The following is a 24153-nucleotide window of genomic DNA, read 5'->3' as shown; positions in this document are numbered from 1 at the left end:
TTATTAATTATGAGGTGTTCAACAATGATAAGAAAAACTTTATATTCCTGGAAAAGAAAAAAATTCAATCTGGTTACAATCATATTAGTTATATTCTTTTGCATTACAATAATTTCTATGATGGTAAATGATATATTTATTTCTGCAAAAGAAAGTAAAGACATTAGCATGGGGAATGTTGAAAACTATACTTATGTAACAGTATCCAGTGATTCTAGGGAAATGTTTAAAGGTGATGCTGTAGAGATAGTTAAAGCTATGTCTAAGTACGGGAAAGTAGATATGCTGAAACTTAATGCTGAAAGTATTTCAAAAGGGAATAAGCATATAAAATGCAAGCCCTATTTAACTATTTTTAATAAAGAGCCTGATTATACTGCATATGTATCTAAGGGAAGATATATTAATGCGGAGGAAGCATCTAAGGGAGGTAAGGTTGCTTTATTAAGTTATAAAACCCTTAAAGATTTAAATGTTTTTATAAATGATTATATAGAGTTCTATGGTGAAAAATATAAAGTAATTGGAATTTTGGGACCTAATCATGTTGAACAAGATAGCCAATGGAACGAAACAGTAGTGTTACCGCTAAACAGTGTACCTAAGGCATATCTAGAAAAGTTAAAAAGTGAATTGATTTATAGTAACACTGGAAGTGGGTGTTTATTAATGTCGCTAATATACAGGGTTAAACCTGCTGATTGCGATAATATACTTAAAATAGCTACAGAAAAGTTTAATAAAGATAAAATAAGGATTGCATCTGAAAGGCAAAAAACCTCTTTTAGTTCTGGGGAAGTACAGACGGGGATAAGCACATTTATTTTATCTATACCTATAATGTTGGTAGCTATTTTTGTTATTTTCAACATGTGTTATTTTTGGATAGAGGATAGAAAGAGAGAGATTACCATAAGAAAGGTTTTGGGGGCAACAGATAAAAGCATAATTTCCTTGGTAAGGAGACAAGTTATAAGTGTAGTGCTAATAGGAAGTGTACTATCATTTGTATTTCAATTAACTATGCGAGGCTATTTAGATGATATTTTAGCAAAAGATTCATTGAGCTTAGAATTCAATTTCACAAACTTCGTATTATGTGTGATATTGTCTCTATTTATAGGATATATAGCAACTATAATTCCAGCAAAAAGAGTAATTTCTATGGACCCAGCAGAAGCTTTAAGATATGAATAGGAAGTGAAGAGATGTATTTATACGAGATTGTGAGAAATATAAAGAGAAATAAAGCTAGAAATGTATGTGTAACAGCTATAATAACTATAGGGCTTGTAATTATTATGTTAACCTTAGCAAAATACAGATATAGAATAAATAAGATGGAAGTATATAAAAATACTGTGGAGAATAATGTGTATAGCCCTATTGTACGGGGAAAACTTAAAATAAGTGCAGGAGTAGTCGGGGGTACTACTAAAAATATAACGATTGCAGAAAGTCCTAATAAAATTATTGAACTGATAAAGAATGATTCTCGAGTAAAAGCTATAGCAAGTATGAATTGTTATACATTTGATGAACAAAGCACTACCATAAAATGTCCAATAAATACTTTCAACTTAATAGAACATAATAAAGAAATATCAAGCATATTTAATTTTAGACTTGAAAAAGGAGTTTCATTTAGTGAATATCATTCTAAATGTTCAAATGCTGAAGTTAAGCCAATGCTTATTTCTAAGGCATTAGAAAAAATGAATCCAATAGGATCAATAGTAGAAATTAAAGCAGGTATATATAGGAATGGTGCTAGTTGCAAGTATAAAATCATAGGAGTTCTTGATCCTCAATATCCTACAATAGAAGAAATAAAAAATTATGAAATGGTAGATCCCTATAGAGAGTATACTGTCATAGTTGACGATAATGATTCTAGTATGAGTGGTGTTATTTTTATAAAGTTAAATGACACAACAACAGATTTGGAATTCAAAAAAAGTATAGATATGAAACTGGACAAAGATGAAGAGGTTTCATTGAATAATTTGAAGTCTGGTTTAGATTATATGCTTCTAAGTGTAGGTTTTGTAAGTAAGTATATTTTTTATGGAGTTATAATTTTAGCACTTACTTCTTTGGGGGTTCTGGCAATTTTCTTAACAGAGGTAGTAAAAAGGAAAAAAGAATTTGGTGTTAGGTTTACCTTAGGGGCTACCAATAAACATATAGAAAAGCTTATTTTGGGAGAAATGTTGGTCTTGTTTGTAACAGGAGGGGTTTTATCTCTAATATTCATGTTTTTAATAAGTAAAATATCTTCAGGTTTATTATTTGATTTTTATGTGCTGAAGATAGATTTGTTAATACTTTTCGTGCTTATGATAGGTTTATCATTGCCAATACTTTATAAAATACTTAGAATAAATCCTCTTGAAGTTATAAGTGGAAGGAGATAATTATGAGTCAGATTACGCTTAGAAATGTAACAAAAAAATATTATACAGTAGATGAGGAAACCATAGCGATTAAGAATGTCAATTTAGATATAGAAGCAGGAGAAATGATAGCAATTATGGGACCATCAGGTTCAGGAAAGACTACACTTTTAAATATAATAGGATGTCTTGACAATCATTGTTTGGAAGGCAGTAAGCTTTTAAATACTAAGCAAGGAAGTTATATGTTAAATGGTAGGGAAGTAAGATCCTTAAGCAAGGATGAATTGGCTGCCATAAGAAACAAGACTATAGGTTTTGTGTTTCAACAATTTGCTTTGATTGAAGGATACACCATAATGGAAAACTTAGAGATACCTCTAATTTACTCAAACCTTCATGATAAGAAACATAAACGATCAATAAAAGAGATAAGAACTATAATTCTAGAGATTTTGGACAAACTTAATATAAAAAATCATGCGAATAAGTATCCAAGCCAGCTTTCTGGTGGACAGCAGCAAAGAGTAGCGATAGCTAGAGCTCTTATAACCAATCCTGATATACTAATTGCAGATGAGCCAACTGGTGCTTTGGATCAAAAAACAGGGGAAGAAGTTATCAGAATGCTAAAACAGGTAAATGAAGAAGGAAAAACTGTGATTATAGTAACTCATGATGAGAAGATAGCAGCCCATTGTAAAAGAAGAATTGATATCTTGGATGGTGAAGTTGTCAGTGATAGATGCTATGCACTTAATTCATCAAGTGAAACTTGATTCAGGTGGGGTGTATCCACATCTGAATCTTAGTTGAACTTATCCAGGAGCGTGCAGCCGTTATCGGATAAATAAATATTTATCTTGGCCAATGTATATATTGATTATAATGTGAGATATAATATAATTTATAGTATATAAGGCATCGGTAAGCACATAAGTTTGTATGCTAGTGCATTTAGACTTGTTATGTATTTTTAGATGCTTAAATTATAATTGGGGGTTATATTATATGAAAAAAGTGGAGATAGCCTTGCTGGGGCTTGGAAATGTTGGCAAAGGTGTTTGGAATATCTTAAAAGAAAATAAAGACGAAATAAGAAAGCGCTCAGGATATGACATAGAAATTGCTAAGATTTTAGTAAGAGACAAGAATAAAAATAGAGGAATAGAAATTCCTGAAGAATTAATTACTACAGATTATAATGAGATCATTAATGATGAATCAATAAAAATAGTAGTGGAAGTTATGGGTGGAATTGATCCTGCAAGAGATTATATACTTCAAGCTATGAATAATAAAAAGCATGTAGTAACTGCAAACAAGATGTTACTAGCAACTTATGGAGATGAACTTGGGGAAGCAGCTGATAACAAAGGAGTTATGCTATATTATGAGGCTTCTGTAGCAGGTGGAATTCCTATAATACAGACAATTAATGAAAGTCTTACAGCAAATAAGATTGAACAGGTATACGGAATATTAAATGGAACAACTAATTATATATTAAGTAATATGGACAATGTGGGAATGGATTTCTCAGATGCTTTAAAGGAAGCACAAGAAAAGGGATATGCAGAAGCAGATCCAACTTCAGATATTGAAAGTTTTGATGCAGCATATAAGCTTGCTATAATAGCATCTTTAGCATTTGGAACTAAGGTTAAAATAGATGATGTTTACAGAGAAGGTATAACTAAGATTACAGCAACAGATATAAAATACGCAAAAGAATTTGGATATGTAATAAAGCTTTTAGGAATAGTAAAAGAAATAGAAGGTAAGTTAGAGTTAAGAGTTCACCCTACCTTTGTATCTAGAAAGCATCCGCTAGCAAATGTTAATGATGCTTTCAATGCTATCTTTATAAAAGGAAATGCAGTAGGTGAATTAATGCTTTATGGAAGAGGAGCTGGAGAATTACCTACAGGTAGCGCAGTGGTTGCAGATATAATATCTATTGTAAGAAAAGGTACAGATATTGAAGATTATACAACTGTTAAAAATAACTTATGGCATAAGGAAATAAAGTCATTTGATGAAGTTGAATGCAAGTATTACCTAAGGATATTAGTTAAAGATAAGCCTGGTGTACTAGGAGAAATTACTACAGCTTTAGGTAGGCATGATGTATCTCTTCGTTCAGTTATTCAAAGAGGTGAAGAAGCTGAGGATGTTAAGTTAATACTTATAACACATAAAACCAGAGAAGAGAATATTCAAAGTGCGTTAAAAGAGATAAATCAATTAGAAACAGTTTCATCTGTAGAGAATTTAATAAGAATAGAGAACTTATAGGATTGGTGTATTCAAAAAATAAGTAAGTTTATATGCAAAAAAGAGATACCTGGGGAAAGGTATCTCTTTTTGGTATGTAACCTCTTGGGGATAAGAAGTTACATATGAGGTAAAATAAAATTTATTAAAAATAAAAATGAAATAATAAACATAGGGATGGGAATTTTTCTACTATCTTTAGCAAACAATTTTACTATTGGATAAGAAATAAATCCAAAAGCAAGTCCATCTACTATGCTATAAGTTAAGGGAATCATAATGATTATTAGGAAGGCGGGGAAGCCCTCAGTAAAATCATTAAAATCTATATTAACCACATTCGATATCATAAAACAGCCTATTATGATTAAAATCGGGGAGATCGCACTGTTAGGGATAAACTTTATAAAAGGAATAAAGAACAGAGATAGCAGAAACAGTAATCCTGTAATAACAGATGTCAAACCTGTTCTACCACCAGCTGTTATACCAGCAGCAGTTTCCACCGTTGAAACTGTTGGACTGGTTCCTAACAAGCCACATAATATTGTTGATATCGAAATCGCCTTTAAGGATGGAGCATTTTTTTCTGGGGAGTTTAACATTCCATTAACTTGGGAATGTAATATGCCTATGTTTTCAAAAACTAAAACTAGGACTAATGAAAAAACTGCTGTCCAAAATGGCAATGTGGAAAATTTAGCAAAGCTAAAACTTAAGAATACATCTTTATAACTTGAAAAAGATATAGATGTAAATTGTAAATTATTAAAGTCCACAATTCCAAAAGCCATTGAAATTAATGTGCCTATTATTATACTTATAAGAAAATTACCAGGAACTTTCTTTAAATATAGAAATAAAGCTATTACAAGGTTTATTATTGTTACATAAACAACAGGGTCTGTTAAATTACCAAGTGTCACAAAATTGTGAGCATTGCTTACTATCAATGCACTTTTTTGAAGTCCGATAAAAGCAATAAATAATCCAATACCTACTGTAACCGCTTCCTTAATTGAAGCCGGAATAGCATTTGAAATTATTTCTGATAACTTTGAAAAGGCTATTATAATAAATAATATACCTGAGATGAAAACAGCACCTAATGCTTCCTTGTAATTCAAACCTAAGGAGCCTACAACTGTATAAGTGAATAGGGCATTTATACCCATTCCTGGCACTACTATTAATGGAGCATTACTTATAAATGCTACCAAAAAGCAACCTATAATTGACGATAGCACCGTAGCTATAATACCAGCTTCTAAAGGAATTCCTGCATCTTTTAAGATACTGGCATTCACTGCAATAATATAAACTATAGAAAAGAAAGCAGTAAGACCTGCAACCAACTCTTTCTTAAAGCTTGTATTATTTTGTGAGAGGTTAAAAATTTTATTCATATTATCACTCTAAAATATATTATCCCTCACCCACCCGTAATTACACTGACAAATATATTAATCTCATTAAAGATTAACTTTGTTAGATTAAATTACTAGTTTATTTTAGCACGGTTTTTTCTAAAGTTAAAATGTCATAAGTATCTAAAATTAAGGAAAAAAACATTTTTATCTTGAGAAAGCGCTACCATATTTAATTTTTCTTTAAGTTTTGAAGCAATATATAGTATAAACGTAAATTTAACCTTTTGATTATTTAGGATATAATATAAGATAGAAGATAGAGGATTAAAGTGATTGATTATTTAAGGAGTGAATAGAGTTGAAGAAATTTTTAGGAATAGTTTTCGGTTTTTTATTATTAATGGTAGTAATAACAGCAGCAGAAGTGAAATCAAGACCAGATGTAGAAGCACAATCTTTAGAGGATAAGGTGATTTTATATACAACTTATAGTGAAGATGTTTCTAAATATATTAAAGATGAATTTAAAAATAAAACTAAGATTGATTTGGAAGTGAAAACTTTCAAGGATGAAGCGGCTCTAAAAGCACAATTAGATAGTGAAAAAGATAATCCAGTGGCAGATGCAGTTCTTGGAGGAAGTGACATGTTCTTTTCATCATTAGTTAAGGCTGGAGAGTTGCAGGCATATACTCCTTCATGGAATAGTGATGTAAATGAAGATAGTAAAGATAAAAGTGGATATTGGTATGCAGTTAATCAATCTCCTTTAGTAATGTTTTATAATAATGAAATTCTAATGCAACAAGATGTGCCAACAACTTTAGTTATGCTTGGAGATCCAAAGTATAAAGGTAAGATACAGTTACCTAACACAAATAGTACAGAGTTTAAGTATATATTAAATTCTTACATATATGATTATTTTAAAAATAATAAGTTAGATGATGGTATTAAAGTTTTGGCAGCAGTGAAGGCCAACATAAATGGTTATAAAGATTCAGAAGATGCAATTATTAAATCAATAGGAGCTAAAGAAGCTTCCATAGGCTTTGCTTCCTTGAGCAAGGTTAATATGGCTGTAAAGAAAGGCAGTAAGTTAACAGTAGCTCATTTAGATGATAAATTTCCTACAACAATTAATTGTGTGGGGATATGTAACAAATCTAAAAATATAAATTCAGCTAAATTATTTGAAGAGTTCATTGCAGGACCTAAGATGCAATTACAATTAGCACAAAAGTTCCAATTGATTCCTGTAAATAGTAAGAGTTTAGATTTAGGTGAGGATTGGATGAAATCTATAAAGAACAGTACCTACAATATAGATAAAGCTGTATTTGAAGCTAATATTAATACTTGGGTGACTGATTGGAATAATGCAGTTATTCAACCTGCAGACAATAAAGCAAATCCAAGTAATCCAACTAATGGAGCTAATGGAACTAATAATCCTGTTGTTAATGGAGCCAATACTAATAGTACAAATAATAATGCAGCGGCAACAAATGCTAATACAAAGGTTACTAACACAACTCCAGCAGTAAATCAACCTAATAAAGCCAATCCATCTAATGCAACGAATAGTAATCCAAACACAAATAAGAATACAGGAAGTACCAATACTAATCCTACTAGTAACACCAATAATAATAGCAGTAGTGGTAGTGGTACAAATACTCAAAAACATAATTAGTAAAAAATTAACACAGGGAAAGCAAAATTCTCATTTTATCATTAAAAGAAGACTTTTTGTAACAAATTGGCTAAAAATAATGGTACTAATTAATAGAATCTCAATTGTAACGTGAGCTGAAATGTGCTAAAATAAATGCAATTAGCAATGACAATAAATAAAATCATTTTAAGGAAATTAAATTAATTAATAGGGGGTACGAACTGATGGCATTTTATAATGAGAGCACAGGAAAAAAGATATACGTTGTTGACACAACCCTAAGAGATGGAGAACAGACAGCAGGGGTTGTTTTCGCCAATGAAGAGAAGATCATTATAGCAGAAATGCTTAGTGAACTGGGGGTAGACCAGCTAGAAGTTGGAATTCCAACTATGGGTGGAGATGAAAAACAAGCTATAAAGGACATTGTAAATAGAAAATTAAAAGCAAGCGTTATGGCTTGGAATAGAGCAGTTATTTCAGATATAGAACAATCTATAGATTGTGGGGTAGATTGTGTTGCTATATCAACTTCTGTTTCAGATATTCATATACAAAATAAATTAAATAAATCTAGAGAATGGGTTTTGGAGAACATGGCAAAATCCGTTGAATTTGCTAAGAAAAATGGATTATATGTTTCTGTTAATGGAGAAGATGCTTCAAGAGCAGACTTAGATTTCCTAGTAGAATTTATAAATGTAGCTAAACAAGCTGGAGCTAACAGATTTAGATTCTGTGATACAGTTGGTGTAATGGGACCATTTGATATAAGGGAAAAAATAGAGTATTTATACAGTAAAACTAATTTTGATATAGAAATGCATACACATAATGATTTTGGGATGGCAACAGCAAATGCTATTGCAGGAGTTTTAGGTGGAGCAAATCATGTGGGAGTTACAGTAAATGGGCTTGGAGAACGTGCTGGAAATGCTGCATTAGAAGAAGTGTTAATGGCGTTTAAGCATGTTTATGGTTGCGACATTGAAGTTAATACAAAGATGTTCAGAGAAGTATCAGAATATGTATCAAGAGCCTCAGGAAGAATATTGCCTATATGGAAGGCTATAGTTGGAGATAACATGTTTGCACATGAATCAGGTATTCATGCAGATGGAGCACTAAAGAATCCAAAGAACTATGAATGTTTCTCACCGGATGAAGTAGGCTTACAAAGACAAATTGTAATCGGAAAGCATTCAGGAAAAGCAGCTATAGTAAATAAGTTTAATGAGTACAATATAGAGCTTACACATGATGAAGCTGCTTATGTATTAGAGCAGGTTAGAGCATTATCAGTAAGACTTAAGAGAAGTTTATTTGATAAGGAAATTGTTCAGATATACAAAAGAATTCATCACTAGGATTGTATATTTTATGAATTTACTTTAGGTTATAAGCTAGCTAATTCTTAGCAGTAAAATATGAATAGTTGAAATGGGAGGCAGACATGAAAAAGAACATTGTTTATAAAATATTAGAAGCACATCTAGTAGAAGGCGAACTTAAAGCAGGAGAACCAATAGCTATTAAAATAGATCAAACATTAACACAAGATTCAACAGGTACCATGGCGTATCTTCAATTAGAATCCTTAAATATTGATAAGGTTAGAACAAAGAGAAGTGTAGCCTTTGTTGATCATAATATGTTGCAACAAGGGTTTGAGAATGCTGATGATCATAAGTTTATTCAAACAGTTGCAGCTAAGCACGGTGTGTTATTTTCAAAACCAGGTAATGGAATCTGCCATCAAGTGTTTCTTGAGAGATTTTCATGCCCAGGAGATACATTAACAGGATCAGACAGTCACACACCAACAGCTGGTGGTGTTGGAATGCTTGCAATGGGTGCAGGTGGACTTGACGTAGCTGTTGCAATGGCTGGGGGAGCTTATTATATAAATACTCCAAAGGTTTGTAAAATAAATTTAGTAGGTAAATTAAGTCCAATGGTAGCTGCTAAGGATATAATATTAGAAGTTTTAAGAAAGCTTACAGTTAAGGGCGGAGTAGGAAGAGTATTTGAATATGCTGGGGAAGGCGTAAAAACTCTTTCAGTTCCTGAAAGAGGAACTATAACTAATATGGGAGCGGAGCTTGGAGCTACAACTTCAATTTTTCCATCAGATGAAAGAACTTTAGAATTTTTCAAGGCTCAAGGTAGAGAAGATGAATGGATGGAATTAAAGCCAGATGCTGATGCTATATATGATGAAGAAATCACTATAGAGTTAGATAAGCTTGCACCACTTGCTGCTAAGCCACATTCACCAGATAATGTAGAAGAGATAGCAAGTATAGGAAAGATAAAAATCGACCAAGCAGCTATAGGAAGTTGTACAAATTCTTCTTATGAAGACTTAATGAAGGTTGCAAAGATATTAAAAGGTAAGAAGGTTCATCCAGATGTGAGCTTAGTAATTGCACCAGGTTCAAGACAAGTTATGGAGATGTTAGCTAGAAATGGAGCTTTAGCAGACATTATTTCTTCAGGAGCAAGAATCCTTGAAAATTCTTGTGGACCATGTATTGGAATGGGTCAGGCACCAGGAACAGATGGAATATCACTAAGGACATTCAACAGAAACTTCTATGGACGTTCAGGAACACTTTCAGCTCAGGTTTACTTGGTAAGCCCAGAAACTGCGGCAGTAAGTGCTATAAATGGAGTTTTAACAGATCCTAGAGAATTCAAGGAAGATATCACTGTGGAATTACCAGAAAAATTCTTAATTGATGACAGTATGATTTTAAAACCACAGGTAGATGGTGAAGAAGTTGAAGTTGTTAGAGGTCCTAACATAAAACCATTCCCAATAAATAAGGAATTAACAGATTCAATAGATGGAAAGACTTTAATTAAGGTTGAGGATAATATTACAACTGATCATATTATGCCATCAAATTCTAAGTTACTACCATTTAGATCTAATATTCCATACCTTTCAAAGTTCTGCTTTAATACTGTGGATGAAGAGTTCCCAGATAATGCAGAAAAATACAATGGTGGCTTCATAGTAGCAGGAAGTAACTATGGTCAAGGTTCTTCAAGAGAACATGCAGCTTTAGCACCATTATATCTTGGAGTTAAAGGAGTAATAGCAAAATCTTTTGCAAGAATACACAAGGCTAACCTTATAAATAATGGAATAGTGCCAATGGTATTTGAAAATGAAGAAAGCTATAATAGTATAGATAAGTTTGATGAGTTAGTTATAGATAATGTTTTACAGGGGCTAGAAACTGGAATTTTAGAAGTTAAGAATGTAACTAAAAACACTAGCTTTAAAGTTAAAGTAGAAGTAACAGAAAGAGAAATCAAAATATTAAAAGCTGGTGGAAGATTAAACTTTGCAAAAAACAGCTAGGAATTGGGGGATTTTGATATGAGTAAAGTAACATTAATACCTGGAGATGGAATAGGCCCAGAAGTAACTGCTGCAATGCAAAAAGTATTAGAAGTAGCAGGAGCAGATATAGAATGGGAAGTTGTTGAGGCAGGAGAAGCACAAATTGAGAAGTATGGCACTCCACTGCCAGAGCATGTAATAGAAGCTATAAAGAAAAATAAGATTGCTATAAAAGGACCTATTACTACACCTGTAGGAAAAGGCTTTAAGAGCGTAAATGTAACCTTAAGACAAAACTTAGATTTATATGTAAACTTAAGACCTATAAAGAGTTTTGAAGGACTTAAGTTAAGATATGAAGGTGTTGACTTGGTAATAGTTAGAGAAAACACTGAGGATTTATATGCAGGCATAGAACATAAGATTGGTAACTATGGCGCTGAAAGCATAAAGCTTATAACAAAACCTGCTTGTGAAAGAATAGTAGATTTTGCTTTTGACTATGCAAAGAAGAATAACAGAAGCAAGGTTACAGCTGTACACAAGGCAAACATCATGAAGCTATCTGATGGATTGTTCTTAGATACAGCAAGAGAAGTGGCAGAAAACTATAATGACGTAAATTTTGATGATTTAATTGTAGATGCAGCAGCAATGAATCTAGTTTTAAATCCAGAAAAATACGATGTTATGGTAATGCCAAATCTTTATGGAGATATACTATCTGATTTATGTTCAGGTCTTGTAGGAGGACTTGGACTTATACCTGGAGCTAATATAGGCAAAGATTATGCTGTGTTTGAAGCAGTACACGGAAGTGCTCCTCAAATTGCAGGACAGAATAAGGCTAACCCTACAGCTGTGATTCAAAGTGCAGTTATGATGCTTAGACATTTAGAACAAAATGAAGTAGCAGATAAAATTGAAAAAGCATTAGAAAGAGTTTTCACAGAAGGAAAAACTTTAACAGTGGATCTAGGTGGGGAAGCTACAACTACAGAATTTACAGAAGCAGTTTGTAAAGCACTTTAGTAAGAATAAATGTTAAGAGTTTATAGATAATAAATAAGAGGCATTTCGTTAATTGAAATGCCTCTTATTGAAGCTTTATAGGGACAAGGCATCTATAGATAAATAACAAGTACAAATATTTATCACATATAGACGTACTTGTTATTAAAGATGGATAAAAGAAAAAGACAGGGGATGATAGATTTGCCTATAAAAATACCAGATAACTTGCCAGCAGCTAAGGTTTTGCAGAATGAAAACATCTTTGTTATGACTGAGGATAGAGCAAATAGCCAACAAATAAGACCATTAAAAATTGTTATATTAAATTTGATGCCAAAGAAAACGGTGACAGAAACTCAATTAATTCGATTGTTATCCAATACACCACTACAAGTAGATATAACCTTAGTTAATATGAAAAGTCATAAATCTAAAAATATTTCTGAAGAATATCTAGCTAAGTTTTATACGTATTTTGATGATATAAAACATGAAAAGTTTGATGGACTTATAGTTACAGGAGCACCTGTTGAGACTATGGAATTTGATGAAGTTGATTATATAGATGAGTTAAGGGGTATAATGGAGTGGAGTGTGCATAATGTATATTCTACGCTTCATATATGCTGGGGAGCACAAGTAGGTTTGAATTATCATTATAATGTAAAAAAATATGAGTTAAAAGAAAAAATGTTTGGGGTGTTCAAGCATACAGTGAATGATGATAAGTGCCCATTACTTAGAGGAATGGATGATGAATTTTATGCGCCTCATTCTAGACATACAGGCGTTAAAGCTGAAGATATAAAAAAGATATCAAAGCTTAAGATTGTTAGTGAATCTGAGAAAGCAGGTCCATACATTGTAATGACTGAGGATGGAAGACAAATCTTTGTTACAGGACACCCAGAATATGACTCTAATACCTTAGGAGATGAATACTTTAGGGATCTTAGCAAGGGACTAGAAATAAAAAAGCCATATCATTACTTTAAAGATGATGATCCAGAAAAAAAACCTATGGTTACATGGAAAAGTGCAGCTAATATTTTATTTTATAATTGGCTTAACTATTATGTATATCAAGAGACTCCTTTTGAAATTGAAAATATTAAGTAGTTTGGCAGTAGCTTAGCAGAATAATCCCTTTATAAATACACAAATTATAAAAGACATCTAAAAGTAAATCAGCATGTTGATTTGTTTTTGAGGATGCTTAATAAAGTATTTGTAGAGGAGATGATACTAATGGCAAAGGACAGTCAAGTTGACAATAAGTTCGCTAGAATGATGAAGTCTAGAGGAGACGTTACTATTGCAAGTGAAGAAGGAAAAAATCATAATAGAACAGCAAAAAAACAATCAATTAAACCAGGTACAGGTGAATAGATAATAGAATAAGTAATAATATAGTGAATAGGTAGAGAGAAATGCTTTCTACCTATTTATTGTGCCTGAAAATTTTATTATTAGAACATATATTTTTTTTACATATTTATAGTAAAATAGAATTATAAATAAAAGGAAGGAGAACCTCATAAAATGAAAGCAGATAACAATATTATGGTTTTAAAGGTACTAAGAGTTTTTGGTATTAGAGAAGCATATATGGCAGAGATGGTTAAGGATCTAATAGATGAAGAGAAAAATCTTATTATAGAGTCTTATGCTAAGGATGTAGATATAACCTTGAAAATAACTGCTAAGGGCAATACAGAAGAAGAGGCTAAGGCTACTATAGTTAAAATAGAAAAGAAGATAAGAGAACGATTGAATCAGAGTGTCTATGGGGAAGGGGATACCACTATGGAAGAGGTTGTGGCAAAACTTCTTTTAGACAAACATCTTACTATAGCTACAGCTGAATCTTGCACAGGTGGACTTATAGCAGCAACTCTTATAAATTATCCTGGAATTTCAGAAGTATTTATGCAAGGCTGTGTTACTTATTCTAATGAAGCAAAGATGCAGAGACTTGGAGTTAAGAAGGAAACCTTAGATGAGTTTGGAGCTGTAAGTGAACAGACAGCTTTAGAAATGGCAGAAGGAATTACTAAGACTTCTGAAACTAATGTAGGGATTTCTAGTACAGGTATAGCAGGACCTGGCGGTGGAACAGAAGAAAAACCTGTAGGGCTTGTATATGTAGGGCTTTGTATAAATGGAATAAAGAAGGCAGTGAAGTTTAATTTCAAAGGAGATAGACAAGAAGTTAGACAACGAACAGTGATAAATGCTCTAGACTTTTTAAGGAGAGAACTATTAAATATGTAGAAATCTACATTTCACATTGTAAATAGAAATTCCTCTTATAACCTATTGCTATAAGAGGAATCTGTATATAAAAAAATGGGGGAGAGGCATATTTAATAAATAGTTACATTCATAGTATGGGCTAAGTTTAGGATATTATACAAAAATAAGAAAAAATATTTTAGAGGAGATGAGGTTTTGAAAGAGTCAACAAAATCATATTTATATTTTATTATAGTTACTTTAGTTAGTACGTTAGCTGCAAGGCCAATAGTTATGTTATTAAGGCCAACAGGAATGAATATAGGTCTTATAAATTCTGTGTATCATTTCTCAGTTTTTATTCCATGTGCATTAGTTTTCTTACTTGTAACAAAAAAGCCAATAAAGAAAACTTTAAGGTTTAATAAAACGCCTATTGAAAATATATTATTAGCAGTTCTATTGGGCCTAGTTTGTTATCCAGTAATGATGCTTTTATCTCTTATTACTCAATTATTTGTGCCTAATGATGTTGCTAATTTTGTACAGGCCATGAATCCACTTAGTTTTGGAGCTATGTTTTTTGCTATAGCAGTAACACCATGCATAACAGAAGAGATAACCATGAGAGGTATTATACTTTCAGGTTTTGACAATAAAAATAAATATATAGCGGCTGCAGTTAATGGATTCCTTTTTGGAATATTTCATTTTGATCTATCTCAATTTTTATATGCCTTTGCGTTAGGTTTTCTATTCGCAATTATGGTTAGAGTAACAAACTCTATATTTGTTACAATGGTAGCGCATATGACTGTAAATGGAATACAGGTGGTTTTAGCTAAAACTCTTGTGCCATTAGCTGAAAAAATAAGTAAAACAAGCAATACAGCTGTTAGTAATGCTACTGTGGCTAGTCAATCATGGACAGTAAAACTAACTGCAATATCAGTGTTTGGACTGATTGCTTTAGTTGCGTTAGCTTTATTAGTACTTATAGTAAAACAAATGGAGAGAAACACAATAAAAGCTCAAGGGGTACAAGATACTTATGCAATTATGAAATTTAAAGGTGAAATTCAAAAAGAAGAGAATTCTACAAAGATTGCAATTATAATGATTGTTATTATCAGTGTTATTTATGTTCTTAAAGTATTCTTAGGCTTAGATTTAGATATAATTTATAGATTTTTTCATATATTAACCTAAGAGGCAAATACAAAATAATTAAGTTTAAAGTAAGATTTATAGGAATTAAAAAAATGAGTTAGAAGGTGGCTGGTAGAAATATAATAAATCAACTTCTACCAGCCATGTTTTATTTTAATGTATCTGAGAGTACTTTGCCATCTCCTATTTGAATTATTCTATCAGTTTTTTGGGCAATTCTATTATCATGAGTTATTACAACAAATGTAGTTTTGAAATTTTCATTTATACTTCTCATTAATTCGTATATATTTTCTGTGGTTTCTGAATCAAGGTTACCTGTAGGTTCATCAGCAAGTATTATAGAGGGATTGTTAATAAGGGCTCTAGCTATAGAAGTTCTTTGCTGTTGTCCACCAGACATATTCATGGGTTTATTGTTTTTAACATTCCATAAACCAACTAAATTTAATAGTTCTTCAGCACGTTCAGATATTTCTTTTGATTTTTTATGATTTTTTATATAGTATGGCATCAAAATATTTTCAAGTGCAGTAAACTCAGGCAAAAGATGATGGAATTGAAATATAAATCCAATTGTATCATTCCTCAATTCTGCAAGAGTATTCTTGCTCATATTTTTTGTGGATTTTCCATTAATTATTATGTCGCCAGAAGAAGGGGAATCTAAGGTGCCCATAATATTCAATAATGTGCTTTTGCCACTTCCGGATTGTCCTATTATAGAAGAGAAAGAACCTTTTGCAAAATCTAAATTTATATCGTGAAGTACATGAGTTTTAATTTCATTTCCATAAACTTTATTAATATTTTTTATAGAGATTACATTATCCATTTCTAATTACCTCCATTGGTTGCAATTTTGATGATTTTTTAGCAGGTATTACAGCAGCAATTGTAGCTGATAACACTGCAATTATAAAGGAAATAGTGATAAAGCTATAATTTATATATATTGGCACGATAGGAGAACCATCAGCATTAAGTGCAAAAGAATTAAAGGAATATAATAAACCAAGACCCAATAATATTCCTATAAATCCACCGATAAAACCTAAAATTAGACCTTGAAGCAAAAATATTTGACTAGAAGTTATATCTTTTACGCCCATAGCTTTTAATATTCCAATTTGTTTTGATCGTTGAACTACCGAAATTGCTAAAACAGAAGCTATTCCTAAGATTACTGATAACAATACAAAAAATTGAATCATATTACTAGAAATGCTTTGTCCATTTAAAGCACTAAGTAGTTCGGAATTTTGAGTTTCCCAACTATCAACATTCAATTTAGTATCATTAAGAGATTTACTTATTTCACTAGCTATTTTATTAGCGTTGAAGATATCTTTTTCATCAAGTTTAACTTCAACAGAATTAATTGTATTTCCAAGATTAAAATTAACTTGAGCTGTTTCAATATTAGTTAAAATCCAACTTTTATTTATAGCTGATGTACCTAAATCATAAAAACCTGTTATAGTATATCGGTCTTTAGTACCATTTGGTGTAATTATATCAATAATATCTCCTTTGTTCAGATTAAGTTCTTTTCTTAAAGCCTTTCCTATAAGAATTTCATTTTTTCTGTTTGGAATAGTTCCATCATATAAGTTTTTCTTTAAATTATATATTTTCTCTGCATCGTCAAATTTTAATCCTCTGACTAGGATAGATTCAATTCTATTATTTATTTTTATAAATCCTGGTTGAGTTAGTGATGGAGTTGAGGCGACTATTTTATTATTATTTTTTATAGTATTGTATTTGCTTTCCCAATTTGAAATAGTTTTAACATCAGTATTTGATGATATTGTGATTTGTGGGGCGTTACCAACAGTTTTGTTAATTAAATTTTTTTGGAGACCTTGGATAAGAGTTCCTATAAATATTTGTACAGATACGCCTATTGCAATCCCGAGAGCAATCAATAAAGTTTGAAGTTTATTTGACTTTAAAAATCTAATAGCAATTTTAAGCGAGAATCTCAATTAAATCCACCTCTTTTAAATTAATAATATTATTTATTACTTAATAGTAATTATTATATAATATAAGAACTGAAAATGCTATATAAATTTAATTATTAGCATTAAGATTATTAATAAATAAGTAAGTAAGTTTATATGTCATTTATTTTCAATTGTCCTATTTTGGCCAAAGTAAATATGGAGTATAATTTATATATGAAGTGCAATCATAAATATAGAAATTAATTAATGACTTTAGATGGGTGAAAATAAATAATCAATCGTAATAGTTCTTGCTGATGGACTTATTTGTTTTTACAGAGTTCTTATTATGGAGAAGGTGGTGAGAGTTTGACCAAGATTGCAATAATTTCAGATATACATGGTAATAAACCGGCTCTTGAAGCGGTATTTAAAGATATTAAGCTTAATGGTGCAGACAAGATAATATGCTTAGGAGATATTGTGGGAAAAGGAGCTAATTTTTCAGATGTTATAGATATGTGCAGAGAAAAATGCGATACAGTGATTACAGGTAATTGGGATAAATTTCTTTCAGATCCATTATCTAAACATGGACAATGGTACCGAGAAAGGATACCTAAAGATAGATTAGAGTATCTGGCTGGGTTACCAGAAACGATTAGCTTTTACCTTAGTGGAAAGTATGTAAGGTTGTTTCATGCTCATCCACATGATTTATTTAGTAGAGTTCAGAATTTCTCTCCAGTTGAAGATAAGCTCGGAATGTTTGAAATACCTAAGCTTAAAAGGGCTGCTGATGATGAAGAAAGGGAGTCTGACATTGTAGGATATGGAGATGTGCATGAAGCTTATGTAAAGTATCTAAAAGGTACAAAAATTTTATTTAATGTAGGAAGCGTAGGAACACCTTATGATAATACTCCAATGCCATCTTATGTTATATTAGAAGGAAACTATGGAAGTAAAGAAGTATCCAATTTTTCAATATCTTTTCATAGAGTAGAATATGACAGAGAGTTAGCAATAAAACAAGCTATAGAGGTAGATTTACCTAAAATAGATGTATATATTCAAGAAACTAGGACAGGGACCTATCTTAGAAAAAACAACATACAAAAATAATTGCAAAATATAACTGCCGTTAGAAGAATTCTTCTAACGGCAGTTTTTTAAAATCAAAATAGCCCTTATTTATATACTTACTGCGTTTAATCTATACCCCATTTAGTGTTTGGACTTGTTATTTCTAGTTTATATTATTATACAGAGAATAATAAATCTGTGTAGCTTGGTACTGGCCAGAACTTGCTGTCTACCATAGTTTCAAGTGTATCGATATCTTCTCTTAATGCTTGCATAGCTTCAAATACGTCATATCTATAGCTATATGCTTCTTTGTATAAATCTTCAGTAGCTTCAGCCTTAGCTAATGCAGCTTCTAAAGCAACAACTTTAGCGCTTGCAGATGCAGTTAAAGCAGATACTGATTTTAATAATTCACTTTGAACTGATACATCAGCGCCAACTCCAGTTGCAACTATTGTGTTTATAGATTCTGCTAAAGAAGTTGAATACTTAATAACAGTTGGTAAGTATTGCTTCTTAGCCATATCTAAAGCAGTTAATGCTTCTATATTGATAGTCTTAATGTAGTTTTCAAGACCTATTTCATAACGTGAATGCATTTCTACTTCTGATAATACTGAATGCTTCTTCATAACGTCTATATTCTTTTCAGAGATGAATGCAAGGTTAGCTTCTACTGTGCTCTTTATATTTGGAAGACCTCTCTTAGCAGCTTCTTCAACCCATTCGTCTGAATATCCGTTACCATTGAATATGATTCTCTTATGAGCTTTTATAGTTTCTTTTATTATAGCATCTACTTCAGCATCTACATCTTTTGCAGCATCTAATCTAGCAGCATATTTGCTTAATATTTCAGCAACAGTTGTATTTAATACAACGTTTGGACCTGCTATTGAACCAGCAGATGGAACCATTCTAAATTCGAATTTGTTTCCAGTGAAAGCAAATGGAGATGTTCTGTTTCTGTCAGTAGCATCCTTCTTGAATACTGGTAATGTTGAAACTCCTATTGATAAGCTAGAAGCTGATTTGTAATCATCATGAGTTTCTTCATCAATTTGTCTTAGAACCTCAGTTAATTGATCTCCTAAGAATATTGATATGATTGCAGGTGGAGCTTCGTTAGCACCTAGTCTGTGATCATTACCAGGGTTAGCAGCAGATAATCTTAATAAATCTGCATATTCATCAACAGCTTCAATTACAGCACTTAAGAATAATAAGAATTGCTTATTATCTTGTGGTGTAGCACCTGGTTCTAATAAGTTAACTCCAGTATCTGTAGCCATTGACCAGTTATTGTGTTTACCAGAACCGTTGATTCCAGCAAATGGTTTTTCGTGTAATAGGCAAACTAGACCATGCTTTAAAGCAATTCTCTTCATAGTTTCCATTGTTAATTGGTTGTGATCAGTAGCAATATTTGTTGTAGCAAATATTGGTGCTAATTCATGTTGTGCAGGAGCAACTTCGTTATGCTTAGTTTTTGCGCTTACACCAAGTTTCCAAAGTTCTTCATCTAATTCTTTCATGTATTCTGAAACTCTATGCTTTATTGTTCCGAAATAATGATCTTCTAATTCTTGTCCCTTTGGAGCTTTTGCGCCAAATAGAGTTCTACCAGTTAATATAAGATCTTTACGTTGATCATACATTGTTTTGTCTACTAGGAAGTATTCTTGTTCAGGCCCTACAGTAGTTATTACTCTGTTAACTTCAGTATTACCAAGAGCCTTTAAAACTTTAGTAGCTTCTTTTGATAAAGCTTCCATTGAACGAAGTAAAGGAGTTTTCTTATCTAATGCTTCTCCATTGTAAGAACAGAAAGCAGTAGGTATGCAAAGACTTCCATCCTTAACGAAAGCAGGTGAAGTACAATCCCAAGCTGTATATCCTCTAGCTTCGAAAGTAGCTCTCAATCCACCTGATGGGAATGAAGATGCATCAGGTTCTCCTTGAATTAATTCTTTACCTGAAAAAGATAATATAGCTGTTCCATCTCCAGCAGGATTTAAGAATGCATCATGTTTTTCAGCTGTGATTCCTGTTAATGGTTGGAACCAGTGAGTGAAGTGAGTAGCACCCTTTTCCATAGCCCATTCTTTCATTGCATGAGCAACAACGTTAGCTATGCTTAAATCTAGAGGAGTTCCTTCTTCTATAGTCTTTCTTAAAGCCTTATAAGTATCTTTTGGAAGGCGTTCTTTCATAACTGAATCATTAAACACGTTTTCCCCGAATAATTTAGTTAAATCTTTCATGTAAATCCTCTCCTTAACTTATTATAAATAAAAATGCGTCCCAAAAAAATGTAGAGACACTTGTCCAATAACCCTACTTTTTTTTGAAAACGCCATTGTCTTCATAGAATATTTAATTAACTTAAGTTACAATATACTTATATTATATTGAGAAACATTGAGAATGTCTACTGATTTTTAATATTTTTTTACGAAAATATTAAAAATCAAAACAAATATAAGAAATTTATAGCAATCAAGGTTTCATATGGAAGCGAAATGAAAATAAGACAAATTTAATATTTAAAATCAACTTATATGATATAATTGTATGTAAACACATAAATTAATTTAGAAGGCACTTTATAATAGGAGTATTTATTTTATGAAAGAATTTTTAAAGGTAGTCTTTAGCAGAATGTTTATTATAGGTTCATTAATAATGTTGCAGGTAGCAGCATTAATCTTTGTATTTTTAAGATTAAGCTATTACTTTTTATACATTTATATTGGCTTTCTAGCGTTAAGCATAGTAGCACTGTTATGGATTATAAGTAGAGAAGAAGAAATCTCTTATAAGCTAGCTTGGGCAATACCAGTATTAGGGTTACCAGTTGGTGGAGTGATTATATTCTTAATTTTTGGTACTAGCAAAATAAGTGAGAAATTTGCAAAAGCTACAAAGCAGATTTATGAGGATACCTTTCCTTTGTTAAAGCAAGATACAGACATATTAAAAGAATTAGAAAAGCAAGATAAACACGTATTTAATCAAGCTAACTATATTCAAAAACAATCTCTTTTCCCAATATATAAAAATACATATTCTGAGTATTTGAGTCCAGGTGAAGTGAAATTTAAAAGAATGGTTGAGGAACTTAATAAGGCTGAAAGATATATCTTCTTAGAATATTTTATAATTGAAGAAGGACTAATGTGGGATAGTATCTTAGATATATTGGTTAAGAAGGTTAAGCAAGGGCTCGATGTAAGGGTTATCTATGATGACTTTGGTTGTTTAAGTAAGCTGCCACGAAAGTATAATGAAAAACTAGAAAAGTTAGGAATTAAATGCGTAGTCTTTAACCCAGTAAATCCAGTTGTCTCAGTAAGACATAATAATAGAGATCATAGAAAAATATTGGTCATAGATGGACATACTGGTTTTACCGGAGGAATAAACCTAGCGGATGAATATATCAACAGAATAGAACGCTTTGGATATTGGAAAGATGCTTCAATAATGATAAAAGGAGAAGCTGTATGGAATTTAACCATAATGTTTCTTCAAGTGTGGGACTATTATACTAAGGTTGAAGATGATTATGAGAAGTATAGATATATTCCAAATCTAGATGAAGAAATTCAGGCAGATGGATATGTTCAACCATATGGTGATAGTCCTATGGATAGAGAAAGAGTAGGCGAAGTAGTATATTTAAATATGATAAATAAGGCAAAGGATTATGTGTATATAAACACGCCATATTTTATTGTAGATAATGAAGTTACAAATGCATTAGTAATAGCAGCAAAAAATGGAGTTGATGTTAGAATAGTAACTCCATATGTTCCAGATAAGTGGGCTGTGCATATATTAACAAGGTCTTACTATGATCAATTAATTGAGGCTGGGGTAAAAATATATGAATATACTCCAGGGTTTATACACTCTAAAACTTTTGTATGCGATGACGAGCTTGGTATAGTAGGTACAATAAATTTAGACTATAGAAGTTTATATTTCCACTTTGAATGTGGAGTTTGGTTATACAAAACTAAGTCTGTTATGGACATTAAGAGGGATTTTCTAGAAACTTTAAAATCTTGTAAGGAAGTTACTTTAGAGGAATGTAAAAATGTTAGTTGGGGAATACGAGTAATTAGAAGTATTCTAAGAGTTTTTGCTCCTTTGATGTAACATAGGTTACCGATTTATTTTTAGATTAATGTGTATAATAAACACATGAGGTATCTGAAAATAAATAACAAGTCCAAATATGCGACGGATATTTTTAGTTAGACAAGGAAACAGGTTCCGCAGATAGCGAGCTATCTAAGGGTTCTATTGACGCAGTATAACGGAAAATAGACTAGCATATGGATTTATTTATTTTTTGAAGAAGCCTGAGCATAAGAGAATAATCAATAGTAAGTATGATAAGCTATTTTATTTGAGGTGCAAAATTTAAAAATACAGGAGGGAATAAATATGAGTTGTGGATGTTCATCTGAAATGAACGGAAAAGCCGTTGTTGATTTAGTTAGAAGTAAAGGAAAAGATAGCATGCCAATAAGAGTTGAACATGAAATAGAATGTTCTTGTGGCAACACTTTTACAATGAAAACACTTGTTGATAAGTGCCCTCATTGTGGAATGACTTATGGAGTTACACCATGTAGTTCTGCTGATAAAGAAAATGTTCAACCTGCTGGTATTGGATATTAATATAAAAATATAAAAACAGCTGCCAAATTTTTGGCAGCTGTTTTTATATTGTCATCGAAATACTTAACACTAGGTTTTTTATAAATCTAGTGTTTTAGCGTTTCTTGATATCTTAATATCGTGAAATAGAGATATTAAGATATCAAGATATAAAGACTATAACAAAAGTCAAGTTGATTACAATTCAGTACATATTAATAAGTCTAATTTTTATCATAAAAGCTTCTTAAATCATCTACAATGTTCTTATCTATATCACACCAAGTAAATTTTTTGTCATCATTTGAATAGCAGATAGTAGAGGCTAAATAACTAGCAGAGAATTTCTTTCCGTCATCATATGTTATTATAACTCCGTAACCAACTCCCATACGTGGTTCTACATCTGATTTTGTAATTTTCACACTGTTAAGTAAATCGATTATTTTATTTCTTGTGGAGGTAGATTTTATTTCTTTTTCTTGCAATTTTATGTTGTGTATTTTAAAACTACTTATGTTACTTTTGCTAACAAAGTCAGCCTTATCTTGAGTTTTGCTACCGCATGCCCCCAATGAAGTGGAGACAATAACTAAGAGAATGAAAAGAAATATACTTTTTTTAGAATGTTTCATTTTAACACCTCAATGTAAAATTTTGTATTAAGATCATTATACAATGGACTACAATACAGTGATATAAAATTTATTATTTAAATAAAAAATGTTTAAGAAGATGTTTTTTTAAGCAGATATATTTCACTAAGGTTTAATTCTAATTCACATAATAGCAAGAAAACCATAAGTTAACTATTTAAGAGTAGATAATATATTGATAAAGTACTATAAAATATGATATCCTCTCTAGAGAAGCAATAATTGAAATGACAGCATACAGCGTAGGTTTATAGGAAGATTATTTCTAAAACATAATAGCTAAAAATATA

At 31.4% G+C, this 24153-nt stretch carries 19 protein-coding genes and 1 pseudogene; 15 read left to right on the top strand and 5 right to left on the bottom strand.

All coding sequences use genetic code 11. The annotated features are described in order from the left end of the window. Positions 1–24 precede the first annotated feature (24 nt). From OCU47_RS17805 to OCU47_RS17790, 4 genes are all read left to right on the top strand, one after another. On the top strand, positions 25–1197 hold the full coding sequence (locus OCU47_RS17805) for an ABC transporter permease (protein ID WP_261829943.1): 1173 nt from the start codon (positions 25–27) through the stop codon (positions 1195–1197). Between the two features lie 11 nt (positions 1198–1208). Further along, positions 1209–2417 (top strand): ABC transporter permease, encoded by a 1209-nt coding sequence (locus OCU47_RS17800; protein WP_261829942.1) that lies wholly within the window; start codon positions 1209–1211, stop codon positions 2415–2417. A gap of 2 nt (positions 2418–2419) precedes the next feature. After that, a complete protein-coding gene (locus tag OCU47_RS17795; RefSeq protein WP_261829941.1) occupies positions 2420–3175 on the top strand; it encodes an ABC transporter ATP-binding protein in 756 nt (251 codons plus the stop codon). A gap of 232 nt (positions 3176–3407) precedes the next feature. Beyond that, the gene (locus OCU47_RS17790) at positions 3408–4694 is read left to right on the top strand and encodes a homoserine dehydrogenase (RefSeq protein WP_261829940.1); all 1287 of its coding nucleotides are present in this window, start codon (positions 3408–3410) and stop codon (positions 4692–4694) included. Positions 4695–4792: 98 nt separating this feature from the next. Here OCU47_RS17790 and OCU47_RS17785 read toward each other — a convergent pair whose 3' ends face one another. Then, positions 4793–6079 (bottom strand): NCS2 family permease, encoded by a 1287-nt coding sequence (locus tag OCU47_RS17785; protein ID WP_261829939.1) that lies wholly within the window; start codon positions 6077–6079, stop codon positions 4793–4795. 322 nt (positions 6080–6401) lie between these two features. On the opposite strand from OCU47_RS17785, the gene OCU47_RS17780 reads away from it, so the two are divergent. The 8 genes and pseudogenes from OCU47_RS17780 to OCU47_RS17745 all read left to right on the top strand — a co-directional run bounded on the left by OCU47_RS17780 (position 6402) and on the right by OCU47_RS17745 (position 15534). Beyond that, positions 6402–7739, top strand: a complete 1338-nt coding sequence (locus tag OCU47_RS17780) for an ABC transporter substrate-binding protein (RefSeq protein ID WP_261829938.1) — start codon at positions 6402–6404, stop codon at positions 7737–7739. A 206-nt stretch (positions 7740–7945) separates the two neighbouring features. Next, entirely contained in the window at positions 7946–9088 is a 1143-nt protein-coding gene (gene nifV, locus OCU47_RS17775) for a homocitrate synthase (protein ID WP_261829937.1), read from the top strand. 86 nt (positions 9089–9174) lie between these two features. Next, the gene (locus OCU47_RS17770) at positions 9175–11094 is read left to right on the top strand and encodes an aconitate hydratase (protein WP_261829936.1); all 1920 of its coding nucleotides are present in this window, start codon (positions 9175–9177) and stop codon (positions 11092–11094) included. 18 nt (positions 11095–11112) lie between these two features. After that, positions 11113–12108: an isocitrate dehydrogenase (NAD(+)) gene (locus OCU47_RS17765; RefSeq protein ID WP_261829935.1), complete on the top strand. Its 996-nt coding sequence runs from the start codon at positions 11113–11115 to the stop codon at positions 12106–12108. Between the two features lie 183 nt (positions 12109–12291). Continuing rightward, entirely contained in the window at positions 12292–13209 is a 918-nt protein-coding gene (metA, locus tag OCU47_RS17760; protein WP_261829934.1) for a homoserine O-acetyltransferase MetA, read from the top strand. A 129-nt stretch (positions 13210–13338) separates the two neighbouring features. After that, positions 13339–13479 (top strand): hypothetical protein, encoded by a 141-nt coding sequence (locus OCU47_RS17755; protein WP_261829933.1) that lies wholly within the window; start codon positions 13339–13341, stop codon positions 13477–13479. Between the two features lie 177 nt (positions 13480–13656). After that, positions 13657–14364 (top strand): annotated as a pseudogene (locus OCU47_RS17750) (nicotinamide-nucleotide amidohydrolase family protein); the annotation flags it as partial. A 177-nt stretch (positions 14365–14541) separates the two neighbouring features. After that, positions 14542–15534: a CPBP family intramembrane glutamic endopeptidase gene (locus OCU47_RS17745; RefSeq protein WP_261829932.1), complete on the top strand. Its 993-nt coding sequence runs from the start codon at positions 14542–14544 to the stop codon at positions 15532–15534. Between the two features lie 109 nt (positions 15535–15643). On the opposite strand, the gene OCU47_RS17740 is transcribed toward OCU47_RS17745, so the two are convergent. Then, positions 15644–16330, bottom strand: coding sequence for an ABC transporter ATP-binding protein (locus OCU47_RS17740; RefSeq protein WP_261829931.1), 687 nt, complete (start codon positions 16328–16330; stop codon positions 15644–15646). Beyond that, positions 16323–17486 carry an ABC transporter permease gene (locus OCU47_RS17735; RefSeq protein WP_261829930.1) on the bottom strand — a complete coding sequence of 388 codons (1164 nt, stop codon included), beginning with the start codon at positions 17484–17486 and terminating at the stop codon, positions 16323–16325. The genes OCU47_RS17740 and OCU47_RS17735 overlap by 8 nt, the downstream gene beginning before the upstream one ends. A gap of 330 nt (positions 17487–17816) precedes the next feature. On the opposite strand from OCU47_RS17735, the gene OCU47_RS17730 reads away from it, so the two are divergent. Next, positions 17817–18572 (top strand): metallophosphoesterase family protein, encoded by a 756-nt coding sequence (locus tag OCU47_RS17730; RefSeq protein WP_261829929.1) that lies wholly within the window; start codon positions 17817–17819, stop codon positions 18570–18572. A gap of 137 nt (positions 18573–18709) precedes the next feature. Here OCU47_RS17730 and OCU47_RS17725 read toward each other — a convergent pair whose 3' ends face one another. Then, positions 18710–20800, bottom strand: a complete 2091-nt coding sequence (locus OCU47_RS17725) for a glutamine synthetase III family protein (RefSeq protein WP_261829928.1) — start codon at positions 20798–20800, stop codon at positions 18710–18712. Between the two features lie 364 nt (positions 20801–21164). Here OCU47_RS17725 and cls point away from each other — a divergent pair, with 364 nt between their 5' ends. Together cls and OCU47_RS17715 are read left to right on the top strand one after the other, a co-directional pair. Continuing rightward, positions 21165–22700, top strand: coding sequence for a cardiolipin synthase (gene cls / locus OCU47_RS17720; RefSeq protein ID WP_261829927.1), 1536 nt, complete (start codon positions 21165–21167; stop codon positions 22698–22700). A gap of 291 nt (positions 22701–22991) precedes the next feature. Beyond that, a complete protein-coding gene (locus tag OCU47_RS17715) occupies positions 22992–23228 on the top strand; it encodes a hypothetical protein (protein ID WP_261829926.1) in 237 nt (78 codons plus the stop codon). Between the two features lie 203 nt (positions 23229–23431). Here OCU47_RS17715 and OCU47_RS17710 read toward each other — a convergent pair whose 3' ends face one another. Beyond that, the gene (locus tag OCU47_RS17710) at positions 23432–23842 is read right to left on the bottom strand and encodes a hypothetical protein (protein WP_261829925.1); all 411 of its coding nucleotides are present in this window, start codon (positions 23840–23842) and stop codon (positions 23432–23434) included. Between the last annotated feature and the right edge of the window lie 311 nt (positions 23843–24153).

The organism is Clostridium sp. TW13, assembly GCF_024345225.1.
GTDB classification, from domain to species: domain Bacteria; phylum Bacillota; class Clostridia; order Clostridiales; family Clostridiaceae; genus Inconstantimicrobium; species Inconstantimicrobium mannanitabidum.
This window is presented reverse-complemented; position numbering and strand designations above follow the sequence as displayed.